Below are 21,208 nucleotides of genomic sequence, written 5' to 3'. Positions count from 1 at the left end.
ATATTGCGATCGATGAATTTGACCGCATCGTTGGCTCAGTGTTCGCATGGTCCCCTCAGACGAAAATGTCCGGGCGGCCCTCCCCACTGACCGGGACAATATCCGCGACTCGGCAACAAGGCCAAATCACGCTTTTTTAACGTTTGTTACGCGTTAACGGATAGACGCGCGCACAAAAATACCTGTGATTCCAGATAGTTGACCCCACAATACGGGCCGCACGAAGCGGCCCGATGTTGCAGGATGTTACAGACTTTTAGCGTCAATTCGCCTGCCGGCGCAGAAACGCCGGGATCTCCAGCTGATCGTCTTCGCTGGCCGCCGGCGCGGCACGTCCGTGATCGTCGAGATTCCCCTTGCGCGGAGCGTAGAGCTGAGCGTCCTGGGACAGGGTCCGGCGCGGCTCGGCCGGGCGCATCTCCGGACGTTTCTGCGCGCCTTGCTGTGCCGCTGCAGCGGCTTTCTCGTCCGAACGCGACAGACCGTGGGTCAGACGCTTCAGCAGGCCGATCGGGCCCCGCTCGTCCTCGCCCTCGGTTTCGGCGTGCGTTCCACGCGCTTCCATCTCGGCTTGGACGATCGGCGGAAAGTCCTCAACCCGCGGAAGCCGCTGCGAAGGCTGCTGCAGCGCCGGTTCGGCCTGCATCTCAGCCGGTGCCTGCTGGGTGGCCGGCCGTGCTGTCATGGGCTGCTGAAACAACCGGCTTTGCGGCTGGAACTCCGCTTCCGCCATCGAGGACCGCGCGATATCGGCGGCTGCCTGGCGCTCGAACGACGCCATGTCACGCTCGGCTTCGCGAATCACCTCCGCTACGTCCGGGCCGGGAGCCGGTGCGGCAGCCGAGGCTGCGGCCGGCGCGGAGGCGGGTGCGGCCTTTGCCGCCGGCGCAGGTGCTGGCGCAGGCGCGGCGGTGGCTGTCGTGGCTTGCGGCTGAGCCGGACGTGCCGCCGGTGCCGCCTGCTGGACAACCGGACGCGGTTGCGCCCGCTGTTCGGCCGCCGGGCGCGCCGTGGTCGCGGCTTCGGTCTCGATACCGGTGGCGACCACCGAAACCCGAATAATGCCCTCGAGCGACTCGTCGAAGGTGGCGCCGAGGATGATGTTGGCATCCTGGTCGACTTCCTCGCGAATACGCGTCGCGGCTTCGTCCACCTCGAACAGCGTCATGTCGCGGCCACCGGTGATCGAGATCAGCAGTCCCTTGGCGCCGCGCATTGAGGTTTCGTCGAGCAGCGGATTGGCGATCGCCGCCTCGGCGGCCGTCATCGCCCTGCCCTCGCCCGAAGCTTCGCCGGTGCCCATCATCGCCTTGCCCATTTCGCGCATCACCGAGCGCACATCGGCAAAGTCGAGATTGATCAGGCCTTCCTTGACCATCAGGTCGGTGATGCAGGCAACGCCGGAGTAGAGCACCTGATCGGCCATGCCGAAGGCGTCCGCGAAGGTTGTCTTGTCATTGGCGATCCGGAACAGGTTCTGGTTCGGAATGACGATCAGCGTGTCGACGCATTGCTGCAGTTCCTCGATGCCGGCATCGGCAGTGCGCATGCGCCGCTGGCCTTCGAAATGGAACGGCTTGGTGACCACGCCAACGGTCAGAATGCCGCGTTCGCGCGCCGCCCGCGCCACCACCGGCGCGGCACCGGTGCCCGTGCCGCCGCCCATGCCGGCGGTCACGAAGCACATATGCGTGCCGTTCAGATGGTCGTTGAGTTCGTCGATGCACTCTTCAGCGGATTGGCGGCCGATTTCCGGCTGCGATCCAGCGCCAAGACCCTCAGTCACGCCAAGTCCCAACTGGACAATGCGTTCGGCCTTGTTCATCGACAGCGCCTGGGCATCGGTGTTGGCGACAACGAAATCGACGCCCTGCAGACCGGCGCTGATCATGTTGTTGACCGCATTGCCGCCGCCGCCGCCGACCCCGAACACGGTGATGCGCGGCTTCAGTTCGGTGATATCCGGCTTCTGAAGATTGATAGTCATCTTTTTCATCCCTTTTCTGATGCCGGATGCGCCGCCGCCGCACCCGTATCCGGGCGTCAGCCCGCGATCCCCTTAAAAGTTGTCACGAAACCACTGGGTCATTCGACCCAACGGCCCATCAGTTCCGGTACCCGCAAGCCGACCCGGACTATGAAACTTCATGCTGCTATGGTCGTTGCCAGCGACCTGCGGGTAGATCATCAAACCGCCCGCCGCCGAGAATGCCGGCCCTTTGGCCGACGCCGGCAGGCCACTGACCCCGAGCGGTCGCCCGATGCGCACATTGCGTCCCAAAATGCGCCGCGCTGCCTCAGGCATACCGGTTAATTGAGCCGCACCGCCGGTCAGAACGACGCGCTTGCCCACAACGCCCGAATGGCCTGACTTGTTGATACGGTCGCACAACATCTCCAAGGTCTCTTCCACCCGGGCTGCGATAATACGGTTGAGCAGGCTGCGCGGAACCTGCGTCGCCTCACCCTCGTCATCCTGTCCGATAGACGGAATCTGGATGACGTCGCGTTCGTCGACCGGCGATGCGAGTGCCGAACCCTGCATCACCTTGAGCCGCTCCGCACTCTCCAGCCGGCAGGAAAAGCCGCGCGCGATATCCATCGTCACGTGATGCCCGCCAACCGGAATGCTGTCGGCGTGGATGAACGCCCGGTCGTTGAAGATCGCGATCGAGGTCGTCCCGCCGCCCATGTCAACGCACGCGCAACCGAGCTCCAGTTCGTCATCGACCAGCGCCGACAATCCGCTTGCGTACGGCGTCGCAACCATCGCATCGACGCTCAGATGCGCCCGATTGACGCAAAGCTCGATGTTGCGCAGCAGCACCGCATCGGCCGTCAGGACATGCATGTTGAGCGAGAGTTCGTGGCCGATCATTCCGCGCGGATCGACGATGCCTCGCTCGCCATCCAGAACATGATCCACCGGCAGCATGTGCAACACGGTCCGCTCGACATTCGACGCGCGGGCCACGCCCGCTTTCAGCACCTTCTGGATATCGCCCTTGCTAATGGCGCGATTGGGATCGAGGTCGATCGACGCCGCCGAGATATGGCTGGAAAGCCGGCCTGCGCTGACATTGACGATCAGCGATTCAACTGTCAGCCCGGCCATGCGCTCTGCCGCATCGACGGCGTGTCTGATGGATTTCTCCGCAGCATCCAGATTGTTGACCAGTCCGGACTTCACGCCGTGTGACCGCGTATGACCGATCCCGATCACTTCCGGGTCATGCGTGCGTCCGTGCAAGTACTGGCCGCCCTCGTTGGGCACCATGCGCGCGATAATGCAAACCGTCTTCGTGCTGCCGATGTCGAGCACCGTCAGAATCGGGGATTTGCGCAGTTTGCGGGTTTCCTGGGAGCGGCCGCCAGCGGGCATCAGATACTGCTCCGCTTGTTCGATTTGAGCGCCTTGGCACGCGCCTTCAGGGCAGCATCGCGACGCTCGCCGGCATTGTCGGTCAGTGCAATGGCCGTCCGATCCTCCAACCGCATATCGACCGAGGCGATATCGCGTTTCAGGAGACCTGTTTCGGCATCCATTGCAAGCAACCGCTGGATCGCGGCTCCGGGTCTTTCTGCCGGCAGCTTGACGGTTACGCCGCTTGCCAGCCGGAGATCCCAACGGCGGTCGCCCACCCGGATCAGCGCCCGCACCTGCGAGGCCAATTCCGGATACCCGGCAAGCACGTCCATGAAGGAAGCAGCGGATTCCGCTGCCCCAGCGCCGACGACAAGCGGCAGTTCCTTGAAGCCGTTCCCGCCGAGCGTCCCGATCACGCTACCATCGCGTTCGATCAGCGACAGCGTTTCACCGGCCTGCCAGATCGCAAACGCGTCTTTCTCGACAAGCGCGACTTCGAGCCGTCCGGGATAAACCTTGCGCAATGACGCGCTTTCCACCCAAGGCAGCGCGCTCAGCGCCGCGCGCGACCCAGCAAGATCGAGAACAACCAGTGATGTCTCGCCGTTCAGCTCCAGCGCGTCGATAACCGCCTTCTCGGTCGTATTGCGATGACCGGTGATTTCGACCTCGGTGACCGCGAAGCCGAGCGAAGCGGTGACGGACACGGCCGTATTGTGAAACTGGCCGCCGATAACCGACCCGTAAAGCGCGGTTGCCGAGAAGAGCGCCACCAGGCCGACAGCCTCCACGTGGCGCGGAACGCGGACTTCGCCGTCGAAAACCTTCGTGAAGAAGCGGGCGGGGCGGCGCAGAATTCTCGGCAGCACGAAACCTGCCTCGTCGTCGCGGTACTCTGCCGCGCGCCGGGTCCGTTCCACCAATCTGGCCTTCAACGCAAACAAGATGCGTCCTCCACCATCCAACTCAGCAATTCACCAAACGAGTGGCCGGCATACGCCGCCAATTCCGGGACAAGCGAAGTGGCGGTCATCCCGGGCTGGGTGTTGATCTCCAGCCAGACAATCTCGCCATTTTCGGAAAACCGGTCGTCGTATCGGAAATCGGAACGCGTGACGCCTCGGCACCCGAATGCCTGGTGTGCTTTGAGCGCCAGTTTCGTTATCGTTTGGTAAATATTTGGTGAAATTTCCGCCGGACACACATGATTTGATCCACCTTCAACGTACTTTGAATCGTAGTCGTAGAATTGGTGGCCCTGCGGAATGATCTCGGTAACGCCAAGGGCGACGTCGCCCATTACAGCACAGGTCAATTCGCGCCCATGAACGAAGCGCTCCACCATTACGCGATCGCTGTAATTCCAGTCTTCTGAAGTCAGGATCTGCGGAGGATGCGGCTGGTCTTCCTTGACGATCACAACGCCGAAGCTCGATCCCTCGGCGACCGGCTTGACCACATAGGGTGGCTTCATCGGATGCGCCGCGGTGAAATCATGTCGGTCCATGACTTTTGATTCGGCGACGGGGATGCCATGTGAGCGGGCGATCCGCTTGGCGATTTCCTTGTCCATCGCGACCGCGCTGGCGAGTACGCCAGAGTGGGTGTAGGGAATCTGCAGGTATTCGAGGACCCCCTGTATTGTCCCGTCTTCGCCGTAGGGTCCGTGCAGAGCGTTGAAGACCACGTCGGGCTTCAGTTCGGTGAGCGTGGCTGCCACATCCCGGTCGACATCGATGCGGGTCACGCGGTAGCCGCAATGCTCCAACTCATCGGCGCATGGATTGCCGGTCATCAGGCTGACAGGTCGTTCGGACGACCAACCGCCCATCAACACCGCAACATGCTTGCCGTTCCCACCGCTCATTAAACACCTTTCGTCTATACGCTCGTCAGCTCGAGTCCGAGTCTCTTCACGCAACGTACGCACGCGAACTGAACGGGCACTCACACCGCCCGAATCGGGACTACACGGATTTCCGTCATAAGAATCAGAGCTTTGTGACGCTGGCAAGTACGATTGAAGAAAAAGCCGGCTGCCCGTGCTTCCCGACGCCTCTTTTAGAGGCGTGGTCGTAGCATCAGGAACCGGAAATTCATCGCAAACGCTGCCAAGGCGAGGCCCGCTGCAAGACCGGTCCATACGCCGATACCACCGAGACCTGCCGGAATCCCAAGCACATAGGCAAGCGGCAGCCCAGCCAACCAATAGCTGGCAATCGCGATGACCATCGGGATCGCCGTGTCTTTCATGCCGCGCAGCAATCCCGCGCCCACCACCTGAGCGCTGTCCACCAGTTGGAAGGCGGCAGCGACCAGCAGCAGCGGAACCGCATAGACCGCAACATCCACGCCCCCCACCTCCGACTTGTCGAGGAACAGTCCGATCAGCAGTTCCGGCATGGTCCACATAAGAAGGGCTCCGGCCAAGGCAAAACCGGCACATAACACCGAAGTCGCCGCCGCCGCCCGGCTCACCCCCACCGGATCGCGCCGTCCATAGGCACGTCCAACCCGCACGGTGGCGGCCTGCGCCATGCCCAGTGGAACCATGAAGGCAATCGCCGAAATTTGCATCGCAATGCCGTGGGCGGCCAGCGGCACGACGCCGATCCAGCCCATGATCAGCGAGGAGGCGGTGAACATGCCCACTTCCGCAAGGATGGTGATCGAAATCGGCAGGCCGAGCCGCAAGACGTCGAAAAACGCCGGCCAGTCAGGACGCCAGAACCGGACAAACAATTCGTAATGCGCCGCGTCTTTCTGATGCGCCGCATAAACCGCCATCGCCGCGAACATCACCAGATTGACCAGCAGTGTAGCAATGGCGGCGCCCTGGATGCCCATTTCCGGCGCGCCCCAGTTACCGAAGATCAGCGCCCAGTTGATCCCGACATTGAGAGCGGCTGCGACAAGCGTCGTCACGAATATGATCTGCGCCCGTTCGATCGCTGAGAGAAATGCGCGCAATGCGTGACCAAGAAGCGTCGGCGGCAGCGCCCACATGGCGATCTGCATGTACTGGCCGGCAAGCGCGGCAACGCCGGGATCCTGGCCGAAGGCAAGCAGGATTGTCTCGGTACGCCATAGAAGCGGCATCGCGAAGAGGCAGTAGAGCAGCGACACCCACAACCCCATGCGCACCGAGCGGCGTACACCGCGGCTATCGTCCTCGCCGGCTGCCTGCGCCGCCATCGGCATGACCGCCTGACTGAAGCCCGCCCCGAAGATCATCACGATAAAATAGGCCTGAGACGCGAGCACGCTCGCAGCCAGTTCCTCGATCCCGTACCAGCCAAGCATGACGGTATCGGTCGTGTTCATCAGCATCAGGCCGATTTGCGAGCCAACCAGCGGAATGCCGAGCACCAGCGTTGCGCGGAAGTGCCCGGCCCAGCTCATGGTCGACCCGCCCGGAGCCGGGGGCGGTCCAACATCTACTTGAGCATTAGGAGTCACTGGATTCTCCCGTACAGCATCCGCCTCACGCAGGGAGAACTCCATGCACCAAAAGGCGGATTGCATGCAATCAGTGAAATCCCACTCAACGCCTTAATCGTTGCTTAATCGCTGCATGTGAGTATCCGAAGCGGTGGGGACAACCGTCCCTTGCATGACGCATTGCACCTTTTCGGCGGCGACCGAGATTCCATTCGAATAGCGCAATAAGCGCATCTCCGGCAAAACAGCTGGCCATCCACGCACGGTGAATCCGGCGTGGCTGCTCGAAATTCGGCACGGAGACAAAGCGACAAATCCGCTGCTGAAGTGGAATCGCGACCTTGGGAGCCAATGCGCTCCGATGTCAGCAGGAGCAGTTCACAGATGCCTCAGGCCGCAAAAGCCAGCAAATCCCGCAAGGAAAACGATACTGCGGCCGAAGCGACCGTTCATCCGGAATACATCACGGCGCAAAGCGTCGCCTGCAAGGCCCTGCTGCTCTCCGATGCCTACAAGATACCTCCGGTGCCGAAGGCTTACGCCGTCTGGTACTCCTATGCCTCCGGCATTCCGAAAGCCGTCTCTACCAAGATCAACGAATTGATCGATACCAAAGGCACGATCGACGCCTACGATGTCGACCAGATCCACTTGGAACATCTTTCCGTCACCGAAGCCGAACGCCGGCAACAGGACGCGTTTACATTCCATCTCGACAAGGAGATGGATTCGACGCTTCGCCGGGTCCAGGCTCATCTCGCTTCCAGCCAGAGCTATTCGGGTTCTCTGCAGCGCACCGCGGCGGGTTTGTCGCAAACATCCACGCCGTCCCAAGTCGTCGAGGCGGTCGATATGCTGCTTCGCGAAAACGCCAAGATGCGCGACGAGACCGTCAAACTGACGACCAGTCTGGAACAGACTCGCGCCCAAGTGCGCAAATTGCGGTTCAGCCTTGAAAAATCGCGCGAGAAAGAAATGCGCGATCCGATGACCGATCTCGCCAACCGGCGGTTCTTTGAGATCCGGTTGCCGCGAGAAATCGCCGAGGTGGAACGTTCGGGCGCACCGCTTTGCTTGGCGATGGTCGATCTCGACAATTTCAAGCGTATCAATGACAACTTCGGCCACCTTGTCGGCGATGACGTGCTGCGCCATTTCGCGAAGATCCTGCGCAAGAATATTCGCGGACACCATCTCGCCGCGCGCTACGGTGGCGAGGAGTTCGTGTTGGTTTTTCCGCTTACCGACCTCAAGGCAGCCCGCAAGATACTCGAATCCGTCATGCGAGAGTTGGCAGAGAGCAATCTGGTGCTAACTGACGGAAAGAACCCGATCGGCAAGGTCACCTTCTCGGCCGGCCTCGCGCAGTTGAACTCCAGCGAAAGCGCCAAGGGTCTCGTGTCACGGGCCGACGCAAAGCTCTACGAGGCCAAGCAGACCGGCAGAAACCGGATCCTCTGCGCCGCCTGAACTTGTTGCAGCTTGCCAACCTGTGCGGCATCGCACACGAAACCGCTACATGATCCGGCATAAGGGCCTCCTCAAACCAATGGAGGACACCAACATGTCGAACTACCTGATCGTCTGGAACTCCTGGATATTCGGCAAAGCCGCTGCAAGCCACGGCGCTGCCGCATACCAGCCCGGCTACACCGCTTCTGAAATGGCCGCATTCGAGCGTGCCATGGAGCGCAAAACTCACTTTTCTATAGAGTAGGGCAAGGCCGGGCAGTCACCCGGCCTTTCTCATCGCCCCAGCAACTTGGCGTCGAACGGATAGGATGAGAGGTTTTCGAAACTCGTTTCGGTGATCAGCACCTGGTCTTCCAGCTTCACGCCATCGCGTCCTCCGACGACGCCACAATAGACTTCCACGCACAGCACCATCCCGGGTTCGAGCGGATAGTCAGAGGCGCCTTCGATAAAGTCTTCCGGATAGTAGATCGACGGAAACTCGTCGCATAGCCCGACGCCGTGCGCGAGCACGCCGTAGCGCTGCGCGTTATACTCGTCCTGCAGCGGCTTCGCCAGATGCGTCAGTTCACTGAACGTCACGCCGGGCTTCAGCAACTGCATGTTGGTCATGATGTGTTCGTGGGCGTCACGGAACACCCGCTTCTGCTCGGCCGTCGGTTCGCCGTCACCCACGAACCACGTGCGCGACATGTCGCAACACATGCCGTATGGCCCAATCAGGTCGGTGTCGAAAGCGAGCAGATCGCCCGCTACCAGCCTGCGCGGCCCGGCTTCCTGGAACCATGGATTGGTGCGCGGTCCGGATGACAATATCCGCGTCTCGATCCACTCGCCGCCACGGGCAATGTTCTCCTTGTGCAGGATAGACCAAAGTTCGGTCTCGGCGATCCCCGGTCGACATGCCTCTTCCATCTCCGCCATGGCGATCTCGCAGGTAGCGATCGCGCAGCGCATAGCGTCGATCTCGTCGGCGCTCTTGATCAGGCGGGCATGCTCCATGACCGCCTGGCCGCTGGAAATCTCCAATCCCAGCGCCTGCAGGGCAAATGCACCATGCAGTTCCATCTTGTCGACCGCGACGCGGCGGTTGCGCCCGGCATGTACCCGCATCAGGTCGTCGACTTCGGCTGCGAATGTGGCGGCGATCTCGTCCTCCCGGTCGCCGGCAACGAAGTAGAACATGCCGGCGCCCGAACGCGTTTCGCGGATCAGCGGGAGATAGGATGACAAGTGCTCGCAGCGCTTGTAGTCCCAAAGCACCATGTATCCATCCGCCCCGACGAAGACGGCACGCGCCGGGTTATGGGTTATCCATAGATGCATGTTGGAGGAGTCGCAGGCGTAACGAATGTTCAGCGGATCGAACAGCAACACACCCCCGAGGTCGCGCTTGTTGAGCTCGCTGACGATCCGGTTGAGGCGTGTCTCCCGCATCCGTTCCAGGTTTGGCGCGGTGAGGCCCAGCGCCTCCCATTCGGCAAAAGCGACATCGGTCGGTCCGATCTCGATGCGATCAGGGTCGACGGGCGACCCGTCGGGCATCAAGTGTTGGGTGGCGCGTCGGCGCGACGGATCGATCTTCCGGTTGGAACTCGTAAACGACTTGACACCATCCATGAAAGCGCCCTCCGCAAACAGTAACGGGAATTTCGCGCCTGTTTCGAAGTAAAGTCGATTGCCGATTACGTCAGAACATTTAGAAATTGCGTCGTCCTGCAATTACGTTGCTTCGTGACGAACCGCCGGGACCGCCAAGAGGGGATGCCATGTGGCCTGACAAACGTTTGTGCGAACTGTTCGGGATCGAACACCCGATCCTGCAGGCCCCGATGCTTGCCCAATCGACAGCTGAACTGGCGGCGGCGGTCTGCAACGCCGGGGGGCTTGGAGGCGCAGCTTGTGCCGGGTTTGCGCCTGAGGCAATCAGCGAGCTCGCGGCCAGTATTCGCGCCGCCACCAACCGCCCATTTGCGATGAATTTCTTTGCCCATGAGCAGGCGTCGCCGGACGCGGCGAAATTGGCCCGGGCGCGTGATGCGGTCGCGCCCTGGTATGCAGAAATGGGCCTCGGCGAACCGCCGCAGGAGGCCGCCCCCGACAGCCGCGCCTTCCTGGGGGCGCATGCCGACGCCCTTCTGCATGCCCGGCCGGACGTCGCCAGCTTCCACTTCGGACTCCCATCCGCCGATGTGATCGCCCGGTTGAAAAAAGCCGGAATCACCCTCATCAGCACGGCAACAACGGTCGCCGAGGCAAAAGCGTTGGAAGCCGGCGGCATTGACGCCATCATTGCGCAAGGCTGGGAAGCAGGCGGTCATCGCGGATCGCACGAGCCAACTGCGCTGCAGGATGGCATCGGGATTTTCGCGCTTGTTCCGCAAATCGTCGATGCGGTTTCGGTGCCGGTCATCGCGGCAGGTGGCATTGCCGATGGCCGGGGCATCGCCGCAGCCTTTGCACTGGGGGCAAGCGGTGTTCAGATCGGAACGGCATTCCTGACCTGCCCTGAGGCGGCCACTGGTTCCGAACGCCGCCAGTTGATCGCCAGTGCGGCCGATACTGACACGATGATGACCAATGCGATGTCGGGCCGCGCCGCGCGCGCTGCCAAGAGCGCTTTCGCCCAAGACATGCAATCCCATGCCGACGCAATGCTGCCCTTCCCACTCATGTACGGTCTGTCAAATCCGCTGATGGCAGCCGGCGATTGGCAGGATGCTAGCTTCCACCATTACGGCCAGGCGGCCGCGCTCAACCGGACGCTGCCGGCCGCCGAACTGGTCGAACTTCTGGTTCGCGAGACTGCTGACATATTCAGCGCGCTGGGTTGACCACGGGGCGGATCAGAGCATCCGCCCCATGAACTCCTGCACTTCCTGCCCTGGTTTGAACAGGCCGACCCGCTTGATCTCCCATTCGAGCCGGATGCCCGAAGTTTCCAATACGCGGGCGCGGACTATCTCGCCGAGCGTTTCCAGATCATGGCTGGAAGCCTGGCCGGTATTGATCATGAAATTGCAGTGCATCGGACTCATCTGCGCGCCGCCAATCATCAACCCCCGGCAACCGGCCCTGTCCACTTCCTTCCACGCTGACGAGCCTTCGGGGTTCTTGAACGTCGAGCCGCCGGTCTTTTCCTTGATTGGTTGAACTGTCTCGCGGTGCTGCTGCACGGCATCCATTTCAGCCCTGATCATGTCCGTCGCCTCAGGATAACCCTCAAACAGGGCAGCGGTGAAGATCAGATCGCTAGGTGCGCTGGATTGGCGGTAGCCATAACCCATATCGGCATTGTTCAAAACATGCTTCCCGCCCTCCCGGTCGACTGCCTCGACCTCGATCACGCGGTCCTTTGTCTCCACCCCGTTGGCGCCTGCATTCATGCGCAATGCACCACCGAGTGCGCCGGGAATTCCGTAATAAAAATGGAAGCCGCCGATACCGGCCTCCAACGCGACTTGCGCCAACCGCTTGTCCGGCATGGCGGCGCCGGCCCTGATCCGCGTTTCGGAGACGACTTCAGCTTGTCCGAAGCCTTTTGCCGAAAGCCGGATTACCACGCCGGGTATACCGCCATCGCGAACCATCAGATTGGAGCCGATGCCGACCACCGTGACCGGCACGTCCTCGGGAAGCGCTGCCAGAAAGGCGGCAAGATCGTCCGCGTCCGCAGGCTGGAACAGAATTTCCGCCAGCCCGCCAGTACGAAACCAGGTGACTTGGTCCATCGACGCATTCGGTGTCACGCGCCCGCGCACTCCTGCAATGGCGTCGCCCAGCCGCGCGGCAAGCGCAGTACCGTCGATCCTGCTCATCCGATAGGCTCTCCGCCCAGATCGCCCGGCAGCGCATAGGCCCATTGGGTAATGTTGCCCGCGCCAAGATAGATAACGAAATCGCCCGGGTCGGCGATCTCCTGGATGATCGGCACCACGGCCTCCGGGCCGCTGATGGTGCGCGCATCACGATGGCCACCCGCCCGCATGCGAGACACCAATTCCTCGGACGACACGCCTGCTATCGGCTGCTCGCCAGCCGCATAGACCGGTGCGATCAGCGCGGTCGCCGCATCGTTGAAGCAGGATGCGAAATCGTCGAGCAAGTCGTCCAACCGGGTGAAGCGGTGCGGCTGCATCACGGCGATGACCCGGCCATCGCCGGCTGCCTCGCGCGCCGCTTTGAGAACAGCCCTGATCTCCACCGGGTGGTGACCGTAATCGTCGAAGATCTGGACCCCGTTCCAACTCCCGGTGTGTGTAAAGCGCCGTTTGACGCCCCCGAATGCCGACAGGCCGCGCTTGATACCGTCGGCGTCCATGCCAAGCTCGTGAGCAACCGCAATGGCAGCCGTCGCGTTGGAGACGTTGTGATGTCCCGGCATCGGCAAGCGAAGCCCGTCGATCTCGATCGTCTCGCCGGTCTTGCGGTCGCGGATCGCCACATCGAAGACGGACACCGCGCCGTCCATGTGGTGATTGTGGAAGCGCACATCGGATTGCGGGTTCTCGCCATAGGTAACAATCCGCCGGTCGGTGATCCGCGACACCAGTGCCTGCACTTCCGGATGATCGATGCACATTACGCCGAAACCGTAAAACGGCACATTCTCCACAAAGTCCCGGAACGCTTCGCGCACCTTCTCGAAAGAGCCGTAGTGGTCCAGGTGCTCCGGGTCGATATTGGTGACAACCGCGACATCGGCCGGCAGTTTGAGGAAGGTGCCGTCGCTTTCGTCTGCCTCGACGACCATCCACTCGCCCTCGCCCATCCGGGCATTGGTTCCATAGGCGTTGATGATGCCGCCATTGATGACCGTCGGGTCCAGCCCGCCAGCATCCAGCAGCGTTGCGACCATCGAGGTCGTCGTTGTCTTGCCGTGTGTCCCGCCAATCGCTACCGCATTGCGAAACCGCATGATCTCCGCGAGCATTTCCGCCCGGCGAACGACCGGCAACAAGCGCTCGCGCGCCGCCACCAGTTCCGGATTGTCCGGCTTGATCGCCGTTGAGACCACCAACACTTCCGCATCGCCGATATTGTCCGGCGAGTGCCCGACGACGACCTTGATTCCTTTTTCACGCAGGCGCTGTACATTGGCGTTGTCGGACTGGTCTGAGCCCTGCACGGAATAACCCAGGTTGTTCAGGACCTCGGCAATGCCGCTCATGCCGATCCCGCCAATTCCGACGAAATGCACAAGGCCGATATTCTGCGGCATCTTCATGATGGTTGTCCTGTCAGGTGGTGTCAGCGCGCTTTGGTTGCCGCAACGGTCGATCCCGAGGCAATAGCCTCAACAAGATCGGCGAGCAAGCTTGTGGAATCCGGGCGTCCGGCGGCGCGGGCGGCAGCCGCCATTCTCGCAAGTTTGTCAGGCGCGCTCAACAACTCGCGGAAAAGCGCGCTCATGGACGGCACGTCAAGCGTCTCCTGCTTGCGGACCAGTGCCCCGCCTGCAGCTTCGAGGGCGGCCGCATTCGCCGCCTGATCGTGATCGAGCGCGTGCGGATAAGGGACCAGAATAGCCGGGCGGCCGATCGCTGCGATTTCAGAGACGGTCGATGCGCCGGACCGCGACATGACCAGATGGGCGCCGGCAATCCGCGTCGGCAGGTCGGTAAAAAATGAAGCGATATCGGCAGATACGCCAATCTCGGCATACCTGCTCTTGACCCGCGCTTCATCTTCCGCGCGCGCCTGATGTGTTATCTTAAGTCGCTCACGCAGCGTCTCCGGCAGCCCTGCAACCGCCTCCGGAACAGTATCGGAGAAAAACCGCGCGCCCTGGCTGCCGCCAAAGACGACAAGCTCTGTGGTTTGGTCGCTCGTAGGCGGCGCGAATACGGTTTCGGCGGCCGCGATGACGGCTGGACGGACCGGATTACCGGTCTCGACGATCTTGCCTGCCAGCGCTCCCTCGGCCTTCAGAAATCCGCCAGCAATCGCGGTAACGCGCCCCGACAAAAGCTTGTTCGCGCGGCCCATCACGGCATTCTGCTCGTGAATGACCGTCGGAAATGCGCCGGCGGCCACGAAAAGCGGCGGAATGGTCGGATAGCCGCCAAAGCCGATCACCGCCTTGGGCTGCAACCGGCGCAACAGCAGCCTCGCTTGCCGCATGCCGCGCATCATGGCGAGCCCGGCGCCCAGCAGCTTTATGGGGTTCTTGCCGCTCGGCGTCGCTGAATCGATCACATGGACCTCGCCTTCCGGGAATCGGTCGGCGTAGCGCGTTGCGCGCGAGTCGGTCGCAAGCGCCACTGTCCAGCCGCGCGTCTTCAATTCATGCGCCAGTGCTTCGGCGGGGAACAGGTGACCGCCCGTACCACCGGCACTGATCAGTATCAGACCTTGAGATGTGTCTTCATTCATAGTGCGGGTTCGAAGCCGGTAGCCTTGTGAAACCTGACATGGCCTGCGCGACTTTCTGGGTTGCGCCGTGTCAGCGCCAGGATCATCCCGGCAGTCACCGCGACAGCGATCATCGACGAACCACCGTAGGAGACGAAAGGCAGGGTCATACCCTTTGCCGGCATCAATTGCAGATTGACGGCGATGTTGATGGTGGACTGGAAGCCGACAAGGATCACCAGCCCGGAGACTGCGAAGCGTTGGAAGGCATCCTGATCGCGCATCGCGCGCGCAAGCCCGCGCAGAACGATAAAGGCAAAGATCGAGACCAGCACAGCGCACAACACAATGCCGAATTCCTCAGCGAGAACCGAGAACACGAAATCGGTGTGGCTGTCGGGAAGGATCCGCTTGACCGTACCCTCCCCGGGGCCCTGACCGAACCAGCCGCCGCGCACGATCGCCTCGCGTCCCATATCGACCTGAAACGTATCGCCCTCGCCCGTCAGGAAGCGGTTGATCCGGTCGGCGACATGCGGAAACACGAAATAGGCGCCAGCCAGGCCGACCGCGGCAACACCGGACAGGATTGCGATCCAGAGCCAGGAAAGGCCGGCGATGAAGAACATGCCGCCCCAGGTTCCGGCAAGCAGCACCGTCTGGCCGAGATCAGGCTGGGCGATCAACAGCGCCGCCATTGCCAGGAACAGTATCATCGCGATCAGGCTACCCGGAATCTCCGGCCGCCGCTGATGTTCTGCGAACAGCCAGGCACAGAACACAACAAAGGCGGGCTTCATGAATTCCGAAGGTTGCAACGAAACGCCGAGAATACGCACCCAGCGCCGCGAGCCCTTGATCTCGACGCCCAGAAACAACACCGCGATCATCAGTGTAACCGAGACCAGCAGCAGGACGAGTGCAAGCCGGCGCACCTGCCGCGGGTTGAGAAACGATACGCCCACCATCATTGCGACGGCGGGGATGAGGAAAAGCGCATGCCGCTTGACGAAATGATATGTGTCGAGCGGGATTCGCTCGGCAACTGCGGGGCTTGCGGCGAAGGACAGCACCATGCCGAACGCGATCAGCGCAAGAAAGGCGGCGAGCAACCATCGGTCGACGGTCCGCCACCATTCGGCGATCGGGCTTTGGTCACTGCGTGCGTACATCGCCTTTCATCCCCTCAAGATCGCTCAACCTTATCTTCGACACCATCCAATGCCATGACCGCATTAACAAACGCTTCACCACGTCTTTCGAAGTTCGGAAACTGATCGAAGCTCGCCGCCGCCGGCGCCAGAAGCACCACTGCCTCGGCTGCCGTTGAACGCTCCGCATCGCGGGCTGCATGATCGACGGCCGCTGCAAGCGTTCTGGATATCTCGTAGGCGACATCTTCGCCCAGCGTCGCAGCGAATTCCGGCGCGGCCTCGCCAATCAGATATGCCTTGGCAATCCGGCCGAACAATGACGCCAGTGGCGCTATCCCACCTTGCTTCGGCAATCCGCCGGCAATCCAGAAGATCGTTTCGAAACTCGCGAGCGACTTCTCCGCTGCATCGGCGTTGGTCGCCTTCGAATCGTTGACGAACGCGACATGCCCCTTGCGCGCGACAATCTGCATCCGGTGGGCAAGACCGGGAAAGCCGTTCAGGCCGGCGGCGATTTCACTGGCGCTCAAGCCCAACCTTTCGCAAACGGCCTTGGCCGTTAGCGCGTTTTGAAGATTGTGATCGCCGCGAAGCGCCGGCGCGTTCGAGAGATCGATCCCTGCCCGGTCACGCGCTACCGATACCGTGACGACCGGCTTGCCTTGGTGCGAGAGAGCGTCGGCGACACCACGCGAAAAGGCGTCGTCGATGCCGCAGACGGCATAGTCCGCGTTTTCGACCAGCCGACCTTTGATCGCAGCGTAAAGCTCGATCGTGCCATGACGGTCCAAATGGTCCGGCGAGATATTGAGCAGGACGCCGACGGCCGGATCGAGCGACGGCGCCAGGTCGATCTGATAGGATGAACACTCTACCACATGAAAGCGGCCTTTGGCGGGCGGTTTGAGCGCCAGAACCGGGGTACCAATATTGCCGCCAAGTTCTACGTCCCGCTCAGAGGACCGCAACACATGGGCGATGAGAGCTGTCGTGGTTGACTTTCCATTCGTACCGGTAATGGCGATGAATGGTGAATCAGGCGCCCGTCGGCGCCGCTCGCGACAAAACAACTCGATGTCGCCGATCACCTCTACGCCGGATGCCCGCGCCAGATCAACGGTCCAGTGAGGCTTGGGATGGGTCAGCGGTACGCCCGGCGCCAGCACGAGACTGTCGAACGCCGCCCAGTCCGCGGTCCGCAAATCGACGGCCGGGATACCGGCTGCCATGGCCCGCGCCACGGTGTCAGGATTGTCGTCCCAAGCGGCAACGGTCGCGCCACCTTCGATCAACGCTTTCGCGGTCGCCATTCCGGACCCACCGAGCCCGAACAGCGCAGTTTTTCTGTTCTTGGCAGTCGTGATCGGGATCATCTGAGCTTGAGTGTCGCAAGCCCGACCAGCGCCAGGATGAACGCGATGATCCAGAACCGGATCACGACCTGGCTTTCGGTCCACCCCAATTTCTCGAAATGATGGTGAATCGGCGCCATTAGAAAGACCCGTCGCCCGGTCGCCTTGAAATAGCCGACCTGGATGATCACCGACAGCGCTTCCATGACGAAAAGCCCGCCTACGATCGCCAGCACGATCTCGTGCTTGGCCGCCACCGCGACAGCGCCGATCAGGCCGCCGAGCGCCAATGACCCGGTGTCGCCCATGAAGATCGCCGCTGGCGGTGCATTGAACCAAAGAAAACCCAGGCTCGCACCGATCACAGCACCAAGCACAACGGCAAGATCGCCGGTTCCCGGGACGAAGTGGATCTGCAGATACTCTGCAAAGATCGCATTACCGGAAAGGTACGCGATCACGCCGAACGTCGAGGCGGCGATCATGATCGGTACGATCGCGAGACCATCCAACCCGTCGGTCAGGTTCACCGCGTTGCCGGCGCCGACCATCACGAACGCAGCGAAGGGAATGAAGAACCAGCCGAGATTGACGAGCCAATCCTTGAAGAACGGAAAGGTCAAACTGGACGAGAATGGTTCATTGCCGGTCCGCATTATGATAAACGCCGCGGTTCCGGCGATCAGAAACTCCAGCGCCAACCGGGCACGCCCGGAAAACCCCTTGTCAGTCTGCTTGGTCACCTTGAGATAGTCGTCATAGAAACCGATAATCCCGAACCCGGTCATGACCATTAGGACAACCCAGACATAGACGCTGCCAAGGTTCCCCCAAAGCAACGTTGAGCCAATGATCCCAAACAGGATCATCAATCCGCCCATGGTTGGCGTTCCGGCCTTCTTGAAATGCGTTTGCGGCCCGTCGGCCCGGATTGGTTGACCCTTTCCCTGACGCAGGCGGAGGGCGGAGATGACGCGCGGCCCGAAGAGGAAGACGATGAAGGCGGAGGTGATCAGCGCGCCGCCGGTCCTGAAGGTGAGGTATCGAAACAGGTTAAAGAGCTGAATCTGGTCGGAAAACTCAGTCAGCCAGTAAAGCATCTTCACAACCCCTCTTGCCGGCCGCGCCGGTTAATGCTCGTCGCGATCTTCGCTTTCGCCCGGATACTTGTCGAGCAGCGCCCGAACAATCCGGGAAAACCCGATCCCGTTCGATGACTTGACCATGATCGCGTCGCCCGGACGCGGCGCCGCGACAACCGAATCGACCAGCTCGTCAACGACGGTTTCGTATTTGCACAAAACCGTGTCGGGAACCACGTCCGCAAGCGGTTTGATTTCAGGACCCGCAAGAAAAAGCTGGTCTACCGCAGTGTTTTCGATCGGTTTTGCGAGTCCGGCGTGCATCTCCGTCGAATGATCGCCGAGTTCGAGCATGTCGCCGAGCACGGCGATCCGCCGCCCGTTGTCGCCGATCGGCGTGGCTGCAAGCAGGTCGAGCGCGGCCTGCATGGATGCCGGATTGGCATTGTAGCTTTCATCGATCAGCGTGAAAGTACCGCCGTCGACCTTGAGCGTATGCCGCTGGCCGCGTCCCTTTTCGGCCGACAGTGTCGACATGGCGTGCCCGACACGCTCCATGTCCGCGCCTGCAATGCTCGCCGCGCCGAGCACCGGCAACATGTTTTGAACAATATGGCGGCCCGGAACCCCGATCGTCGCGCGGACTTCCTCGCCGAACACCTTCGCGGTGATCGCCGACGAGCCGTTCATGTATTTGGCGGTGAGAAGACGAATATCGGATCGCTCATGGGCGCCGAACCCGGCAATGTTCTCGACCCCGGCCTTCTTCGCCAGTTTTTCCAGCAGCGCGTACCGCGCGTCGTCGCGGTTTATCAGCGCCCAGCCGGTCGGCACGACCCCGGCGAAGATCTCGGCCTTGGCGTGAGCGATTTCGTCGAGATCCTTGAAATGCCCCAGATGGGCGGCGGCGATCAGCGTGATGATCGCGACATGCGGCCTGACCAACTTGACCAGCGGCGTGATCTCGCCCGGATGGTTCATGCCGATCTCGAAAATGCCGTACTGCACGTTCTCGGACATGCGGGCGAGTGTCAGCGGCACGCCCCAGTGATTGTTGAAGGAGGCGACGGAGGCGTGCACGGTCCCGGTGTGCGAAAGCACGTGACGCAACGCTTCTTTTGTCGTGGTCTTTCCAACCGACCCCGTAACCGCGATGATCTTCGCCTTGGTCCTCGCGCGCGCAGCGGCACCCAGCCGCGACAGGCTCTCCAGCACGTCGCCGACCACCATGAGCGGCAATGTGGCACGGCCGAGCGCCGGCAGCCGCCCTTGCGAAACCACCAGAACGGAAGCGCCCGCCGCAGCTGCGGCAGTCGCGAAATCATGGCCGTCGAAGTTCTCGCCTCGAATGGCGAAGAACGCATCGCCGGGTCGCAGCGTGCGTGAATCGATGGAGATGCCGGTGACCGCGTCGGGCACACCGTTGATCGGTCGCGCGCCCATGGCATCGATCATGTCCTGACCTGTCCAAAGCGGCTCGGCGCCAAGAAAGGTTGGGACCGGGACTTCGCTCACCGCGCTGCCTCGCTCAACGCGGCGCGCGCTTCTTCGTGATCGGAGAAGTGAACCGTCTTGCCCTTCGCTGTCTGACCGGTCTCGTGCCCCTTGCCGGCGATGATCAGCGTATCGCCGCGCTCCAAGTCGGCGATCGCGGTGCGGATCGCCTCGCCGCGGTCGCCGATTTCCGCGGCCGTCGGCACCGCGCCGAGGATTTGCGCGCGAATGGCAGCTGGTTCTTCCGATCTCGGATTGTCATCTGTGACATAGACGCGGTCGGCCAGCCGGCCCGCCACCTCGCCCATGATCGGGCGCTTGCCGGGATCGCGGTCGCCACCGGCGCCGAACACCACCGCCACCTTGCCGGTGGTAAAGGGCCGCACCGACAACAAGACCTGCTCAAGCGCATCCGGCTTGTGCGAATAGTCGACATAGACAAGCGCCCCGTTGAATGTCTGACCGACAAGATCCAGCCGGCCGGGCGCGCCTTTGAGATGCTCCAGTGCCTCAAATGCGGTGGCGGCCGGTACGCCGGTCGAAATCGCAAGTCCCGCCGATACAAGGGCGTTGGCGATCTGGAAATCACCGGCCAGCGGCAATTCTATCCGGTAGGTCACGCCGTCGCAGGCCACCTCCGCGCTCTGGCGGTGCCGCTCGTGTTCGACCCGCTTGAGCGCGATGAAGTTGCCCTTTCTGCCGACGGTCAGTACATTGAGCTTCGCGTCATTGCTCGCAGCGATTGCGGCTGCCGAGAATGTGTCGTCGGAGAAGATTACCGCCGGTTTGCCTTTGGCAATCAGCGTATCGAACAACCTCATCTTGGCCGAAAAGTACTCGTTGATCGTTGGATGGTAATCCATGTGATCGCGGCCGAGATTGGTGAACGCGCCGGCCGCGAGCCGCACCCCGTCGAGCCGGCACTGATCGAGGCCGTGGCTGGATGCCTCAATGGCGACATGCGTCGTGCCAGCGCCCGCGAGGTCATTGAGGATCCGGTGCAGGTAGACCGGATCGGGCGTTGTCAGCGAACTGTCGATGCGCAGCTTCGGCGAGTCCACGCCAGTCGTTCCGATGCTGGCCGCATTGAGGCCCGCGTGGGCATAGATCTGCCGCGTGAACGAAGCGACCGAGGTCTTGCCGGCGGTTCCGGTCACGGCGACCACCGTTTCCGGCTGAGGTGCGCGCAGGCGGGCGGCGATCAAGGCGAGATCGCGCCTCGGTTCCCGGCTCTTGTAGACCGGCACCGATATGTCGCCAACCGCCGCGTCCGGGCCGCACAAAACAGCGACCGCCCCCTGCGCGACCGCGGCGGCTGCGAACTTGCCGCCATCGGTCTTGCTGCCGGCTACCGCGACGAACAGATCGCCCGGCTGAACAGTGCGCGAATCCGACGAGATTCCCTGAAACTCGATTTCGGCGGATTCCCGTTCGGCCTCCGCTACAGATAACTCGTCTAAATCGCGCAAACGCATAGGCATTCCCGGTTGA

Annotated in this window: 17 protein-coding genes; 3 read left to right on the top strand and 14 right to left on the bottom strand. The window is 61.9% G+C overall.

The features are described from left to right. Positions 1-262 precede the first annotated feature (262 nt). The 5 genes from ftsZ to ACO06R_RS07195 form a co-directional block, all read right to left on the bottom strand. Complete coding sequence (gene ftsZ / locus ACO06R_RS07215) at positions 263-1,987, bottom strand: cell division protein FtsZ (protein ID WP_421857846.1); 1,725 nt, start codon at positions 1,985-1,987, stop codon at positions 263-265. Positions 1,988-2,059: 72 nt separating this feature from the next. After that, the gene (gene ftsA / locus ACO06R_RS07210) at positions 2,060-3,382 is read right to left on the bottom strand and encodes a cell division protein FtsA (protein WP_421857843.1); all 1,323 of its coding nucleotides are present in this window, start codon (positions 3,380-3,382) and stop codon (positions 2,060-2,062) included. Then, a complete protein-coding gene (locus ACO06R_RS07205; protein WP_421859262.1) occupies positions 3,382-4,287 on the bottom strand; it encodes a cell division protein FtsQ/DivIB in 906 nt (301 codons plus the stop codon). The genes ftsA and ACO06R_RS07205 overlap by 1 nt, the downstream gene beginning before the upstream one ends. Positions 4,288-4,298: 11 nt before the next feature. Then, positions 4,299-5,234 (bottom strand): D-alanine--D-alanine ligase, encoded by a 936-nt coding sequence (locus ACO06R_RS07200; protein WP_421857840.1) that lies wholly within the window; start codon positions 5,232-5,234, stop codon positions 4,299-4,301. 194 nt (positions 5,235-5,428) lie between these two features. Beyond that, a complete protein-coding gene (locus ACO06R_RS07195) occupies positions 5,429-6,769 on the bottom strand; it encodes an MATE family efflux transporter (RefSeq protein WP_421857838.1) in 1,341 nt (446 codons plus the stop codon). 423 nt (positions 6,770-7,192) lie between these two features. Here ACO06R_RS07195 and ACO06R_RS07190 point away from each other — a divergent pair, with 423 nt between their 5' ends. Then, a complete protein-coding gene (locus ACO06R_RS07190) occupies positions 7,193-8,278 on the top strand; it encodes a GGDEF domain-containing protein (RefSeq protein ID WP_421857836.1) in 1,086 nt (361 codons plus the stop codon). Between the two features lie 94 nt (positions 8,279-8,372). Further along, complete coding sequence (locus ACO06R_RS07185; RefSeq protein WP_421857834.1) at positions 8,373-8,525, top strand: hypothetical protein; 153 nt, start codon at positions 8,373-8,375, stop codon at positions 8,523-8,525. Positions 8,526-8,554: 29 nt separating this feature from the next. Here the strand turns inward: ACO06R_RS07185 and dddP are convergent, their stop codons facing one another. Continuing rightward, positions 8,555-9,901: a dimethylsulfonioproprionate lyase DddP gene (gene dddP / locus ACO06R_RS07180; protein WP_421857832.1), complete on the bottom strand. Its 1,347-nt coding sequence runs from the start codon at positions 9,899-9,901 to the stop codon at positions 8,555-8,557. Positions 9,902-10,050: 149 nt separating this feature from the next. Between dddP and ACO06R_RS07175 the strand changes: the two genes are divergently transcribed. Beyond that, positions 10,051-11,115, top strand: a complete 1,065-nt coding sequence (locus ACO06R_RS07175) for an NAD(P)H-dependent flavin oxidoreductase (RefSeq protein ID WP_421857829.1) — start codon at positions 10,051-10,053, stop codon at positions 11,113-11,115. Between the two features lie 12 nt (positions 11,116-11,127). Here the strand turns inward: ACO06R_RS07175 and murB are convergent, their stop codons facing one another. Genes murB through ACO06R_RS07135 form a run of 8 tightly spaced genes read right to left on the bottom strand, consistent with a single transcriptional unit; the run spans position 11,128 to position 21,198 of the window. Beyond that, a complete protein-coding gene (gene murB / locus ACO06R_RS07170; RefSeq protein WP_421857826.1) occupies positions 11,128-12,099 on the bottom strand; it encodes a UDP-N-acetylmuramate dehydrogenase in 972 nt (323 codons plus the stop codon). Beyond that, a complete protein-coding gene (gene murC / locus ACO06R_RS07165) occupies positions 12,096-13,508 on the bottom strand; it encodes a UDP-N-acetylmuramate--L-alanine ligase (RefSeq protein WP_421857823.1) in 1,413 nt (470 codons plus the stop codon). Before murC ends, murB begins: the two co-directional genes overlap by 4 nt. Before the next feature lie 23 nt (positions 13,509-13,531). Beyond that, on the bottom strand, positions 13,532-14,656 hold the full coding sequence (murG, locus tag ACO06R_RS07160; RefSeq protein ID WP_421857820.1) for an undecaprenyldiphospho-muramoylpentapeptide beta-N-acetylglucosaminyltransferase: 1,125 nt from the start codon (positions 14,654-14,656) through the stop codon (positions 13,532-13,534). Continuing rightward, the gene (ftsW, locus tag ACO06R_RS07155; protein WP_421857817.1) at positions 14,653-15,807 is read right to left on the bottom strand and encodes a putative lipid II flippase FtsW; all 1,155 of its coding nucleotides are present in this window, start codon (positions 15,805-15,807) and stop codon (positions 14,653-14,655) included. The genes murG and ftsW overlap by 4 nt, the downstream gene beginning before the upstream one ends. A 14-nt stretch (positions 15,808-15,821) precedes the next feature. After that, entirely contained in the window at positions 15,822-17,162 is a 1,341-nt protein-coding gene (gene murD / locus ACO06R_RS07150) for a UDP-N-acetylmuramoyl-L-alanine--D-glutamate ligase (RefSeq protein WP_421857814.1), read from the bottom strand. Continuing rightward, on the bottom strand, positions 17,159-18,241 hold the full coding sequence (mraY, locus tag ACO06R_RS07145) for a phospho-N-acetylmuramoyl-pentapeptide-transferase (RefSeq protein ID WP_421859260.1): 1,083 nt from the start codon (positions 18,239-18,241) through the stop codon (positions 17,159-17,161). The genes murD and mraY overlap by 4 nt, the downstream gene beginning before the upstream one ends. 30 nt (positions 18,242-18,271) lie before the next feature. After that, positions 18,272-19,738 carry a UDP-N-acetylmuramoylalanyl-D-glutamyl-2,6-diaminopimelate--D-alanyl-D-alanine ligase gene (locus ACO06R_RS07140; RefSeq protein WP_421857811.1) on the bottom strand — a complete coding sequence of 489 codons (1,467 nt, stop codon included), beginning with the start codon at positions 19,736-19,738 and terminating at the stop codon, positions 18,272-18,274. Beyond that, entirely contained in the window at positions 19,735-21,198 is a 1,464-nt protein-coding gene (locus ACO06R_RS07135) for a UDP-N-acetylmuramoyl-L-alanyl-D-glutamate--2,6-diaminopimelate ligase (protein WP_421857808.1), read from the bottom strand. The genes ACO06R_RS07140 and ACO06R_RS07135 overlap by 4 nt, the downstream gene beginning before the upstream one ends. Between the last annotated feature and the right edge of the window lie 10 nt (positions 21,199-21,208).

Source organism: Oricola sp. (genome assembly GCF_965230365.1).
Lineage (GTDB): Bacteria > Pseudomonadota > Alphaproteobacteria > Rhizobiales > Rhizobiaceae > Oricola.
Note: the sequence above shows the minus strand (reverse complement) of the source record. Positions and strands in the feature narration are given on the sequence as shown.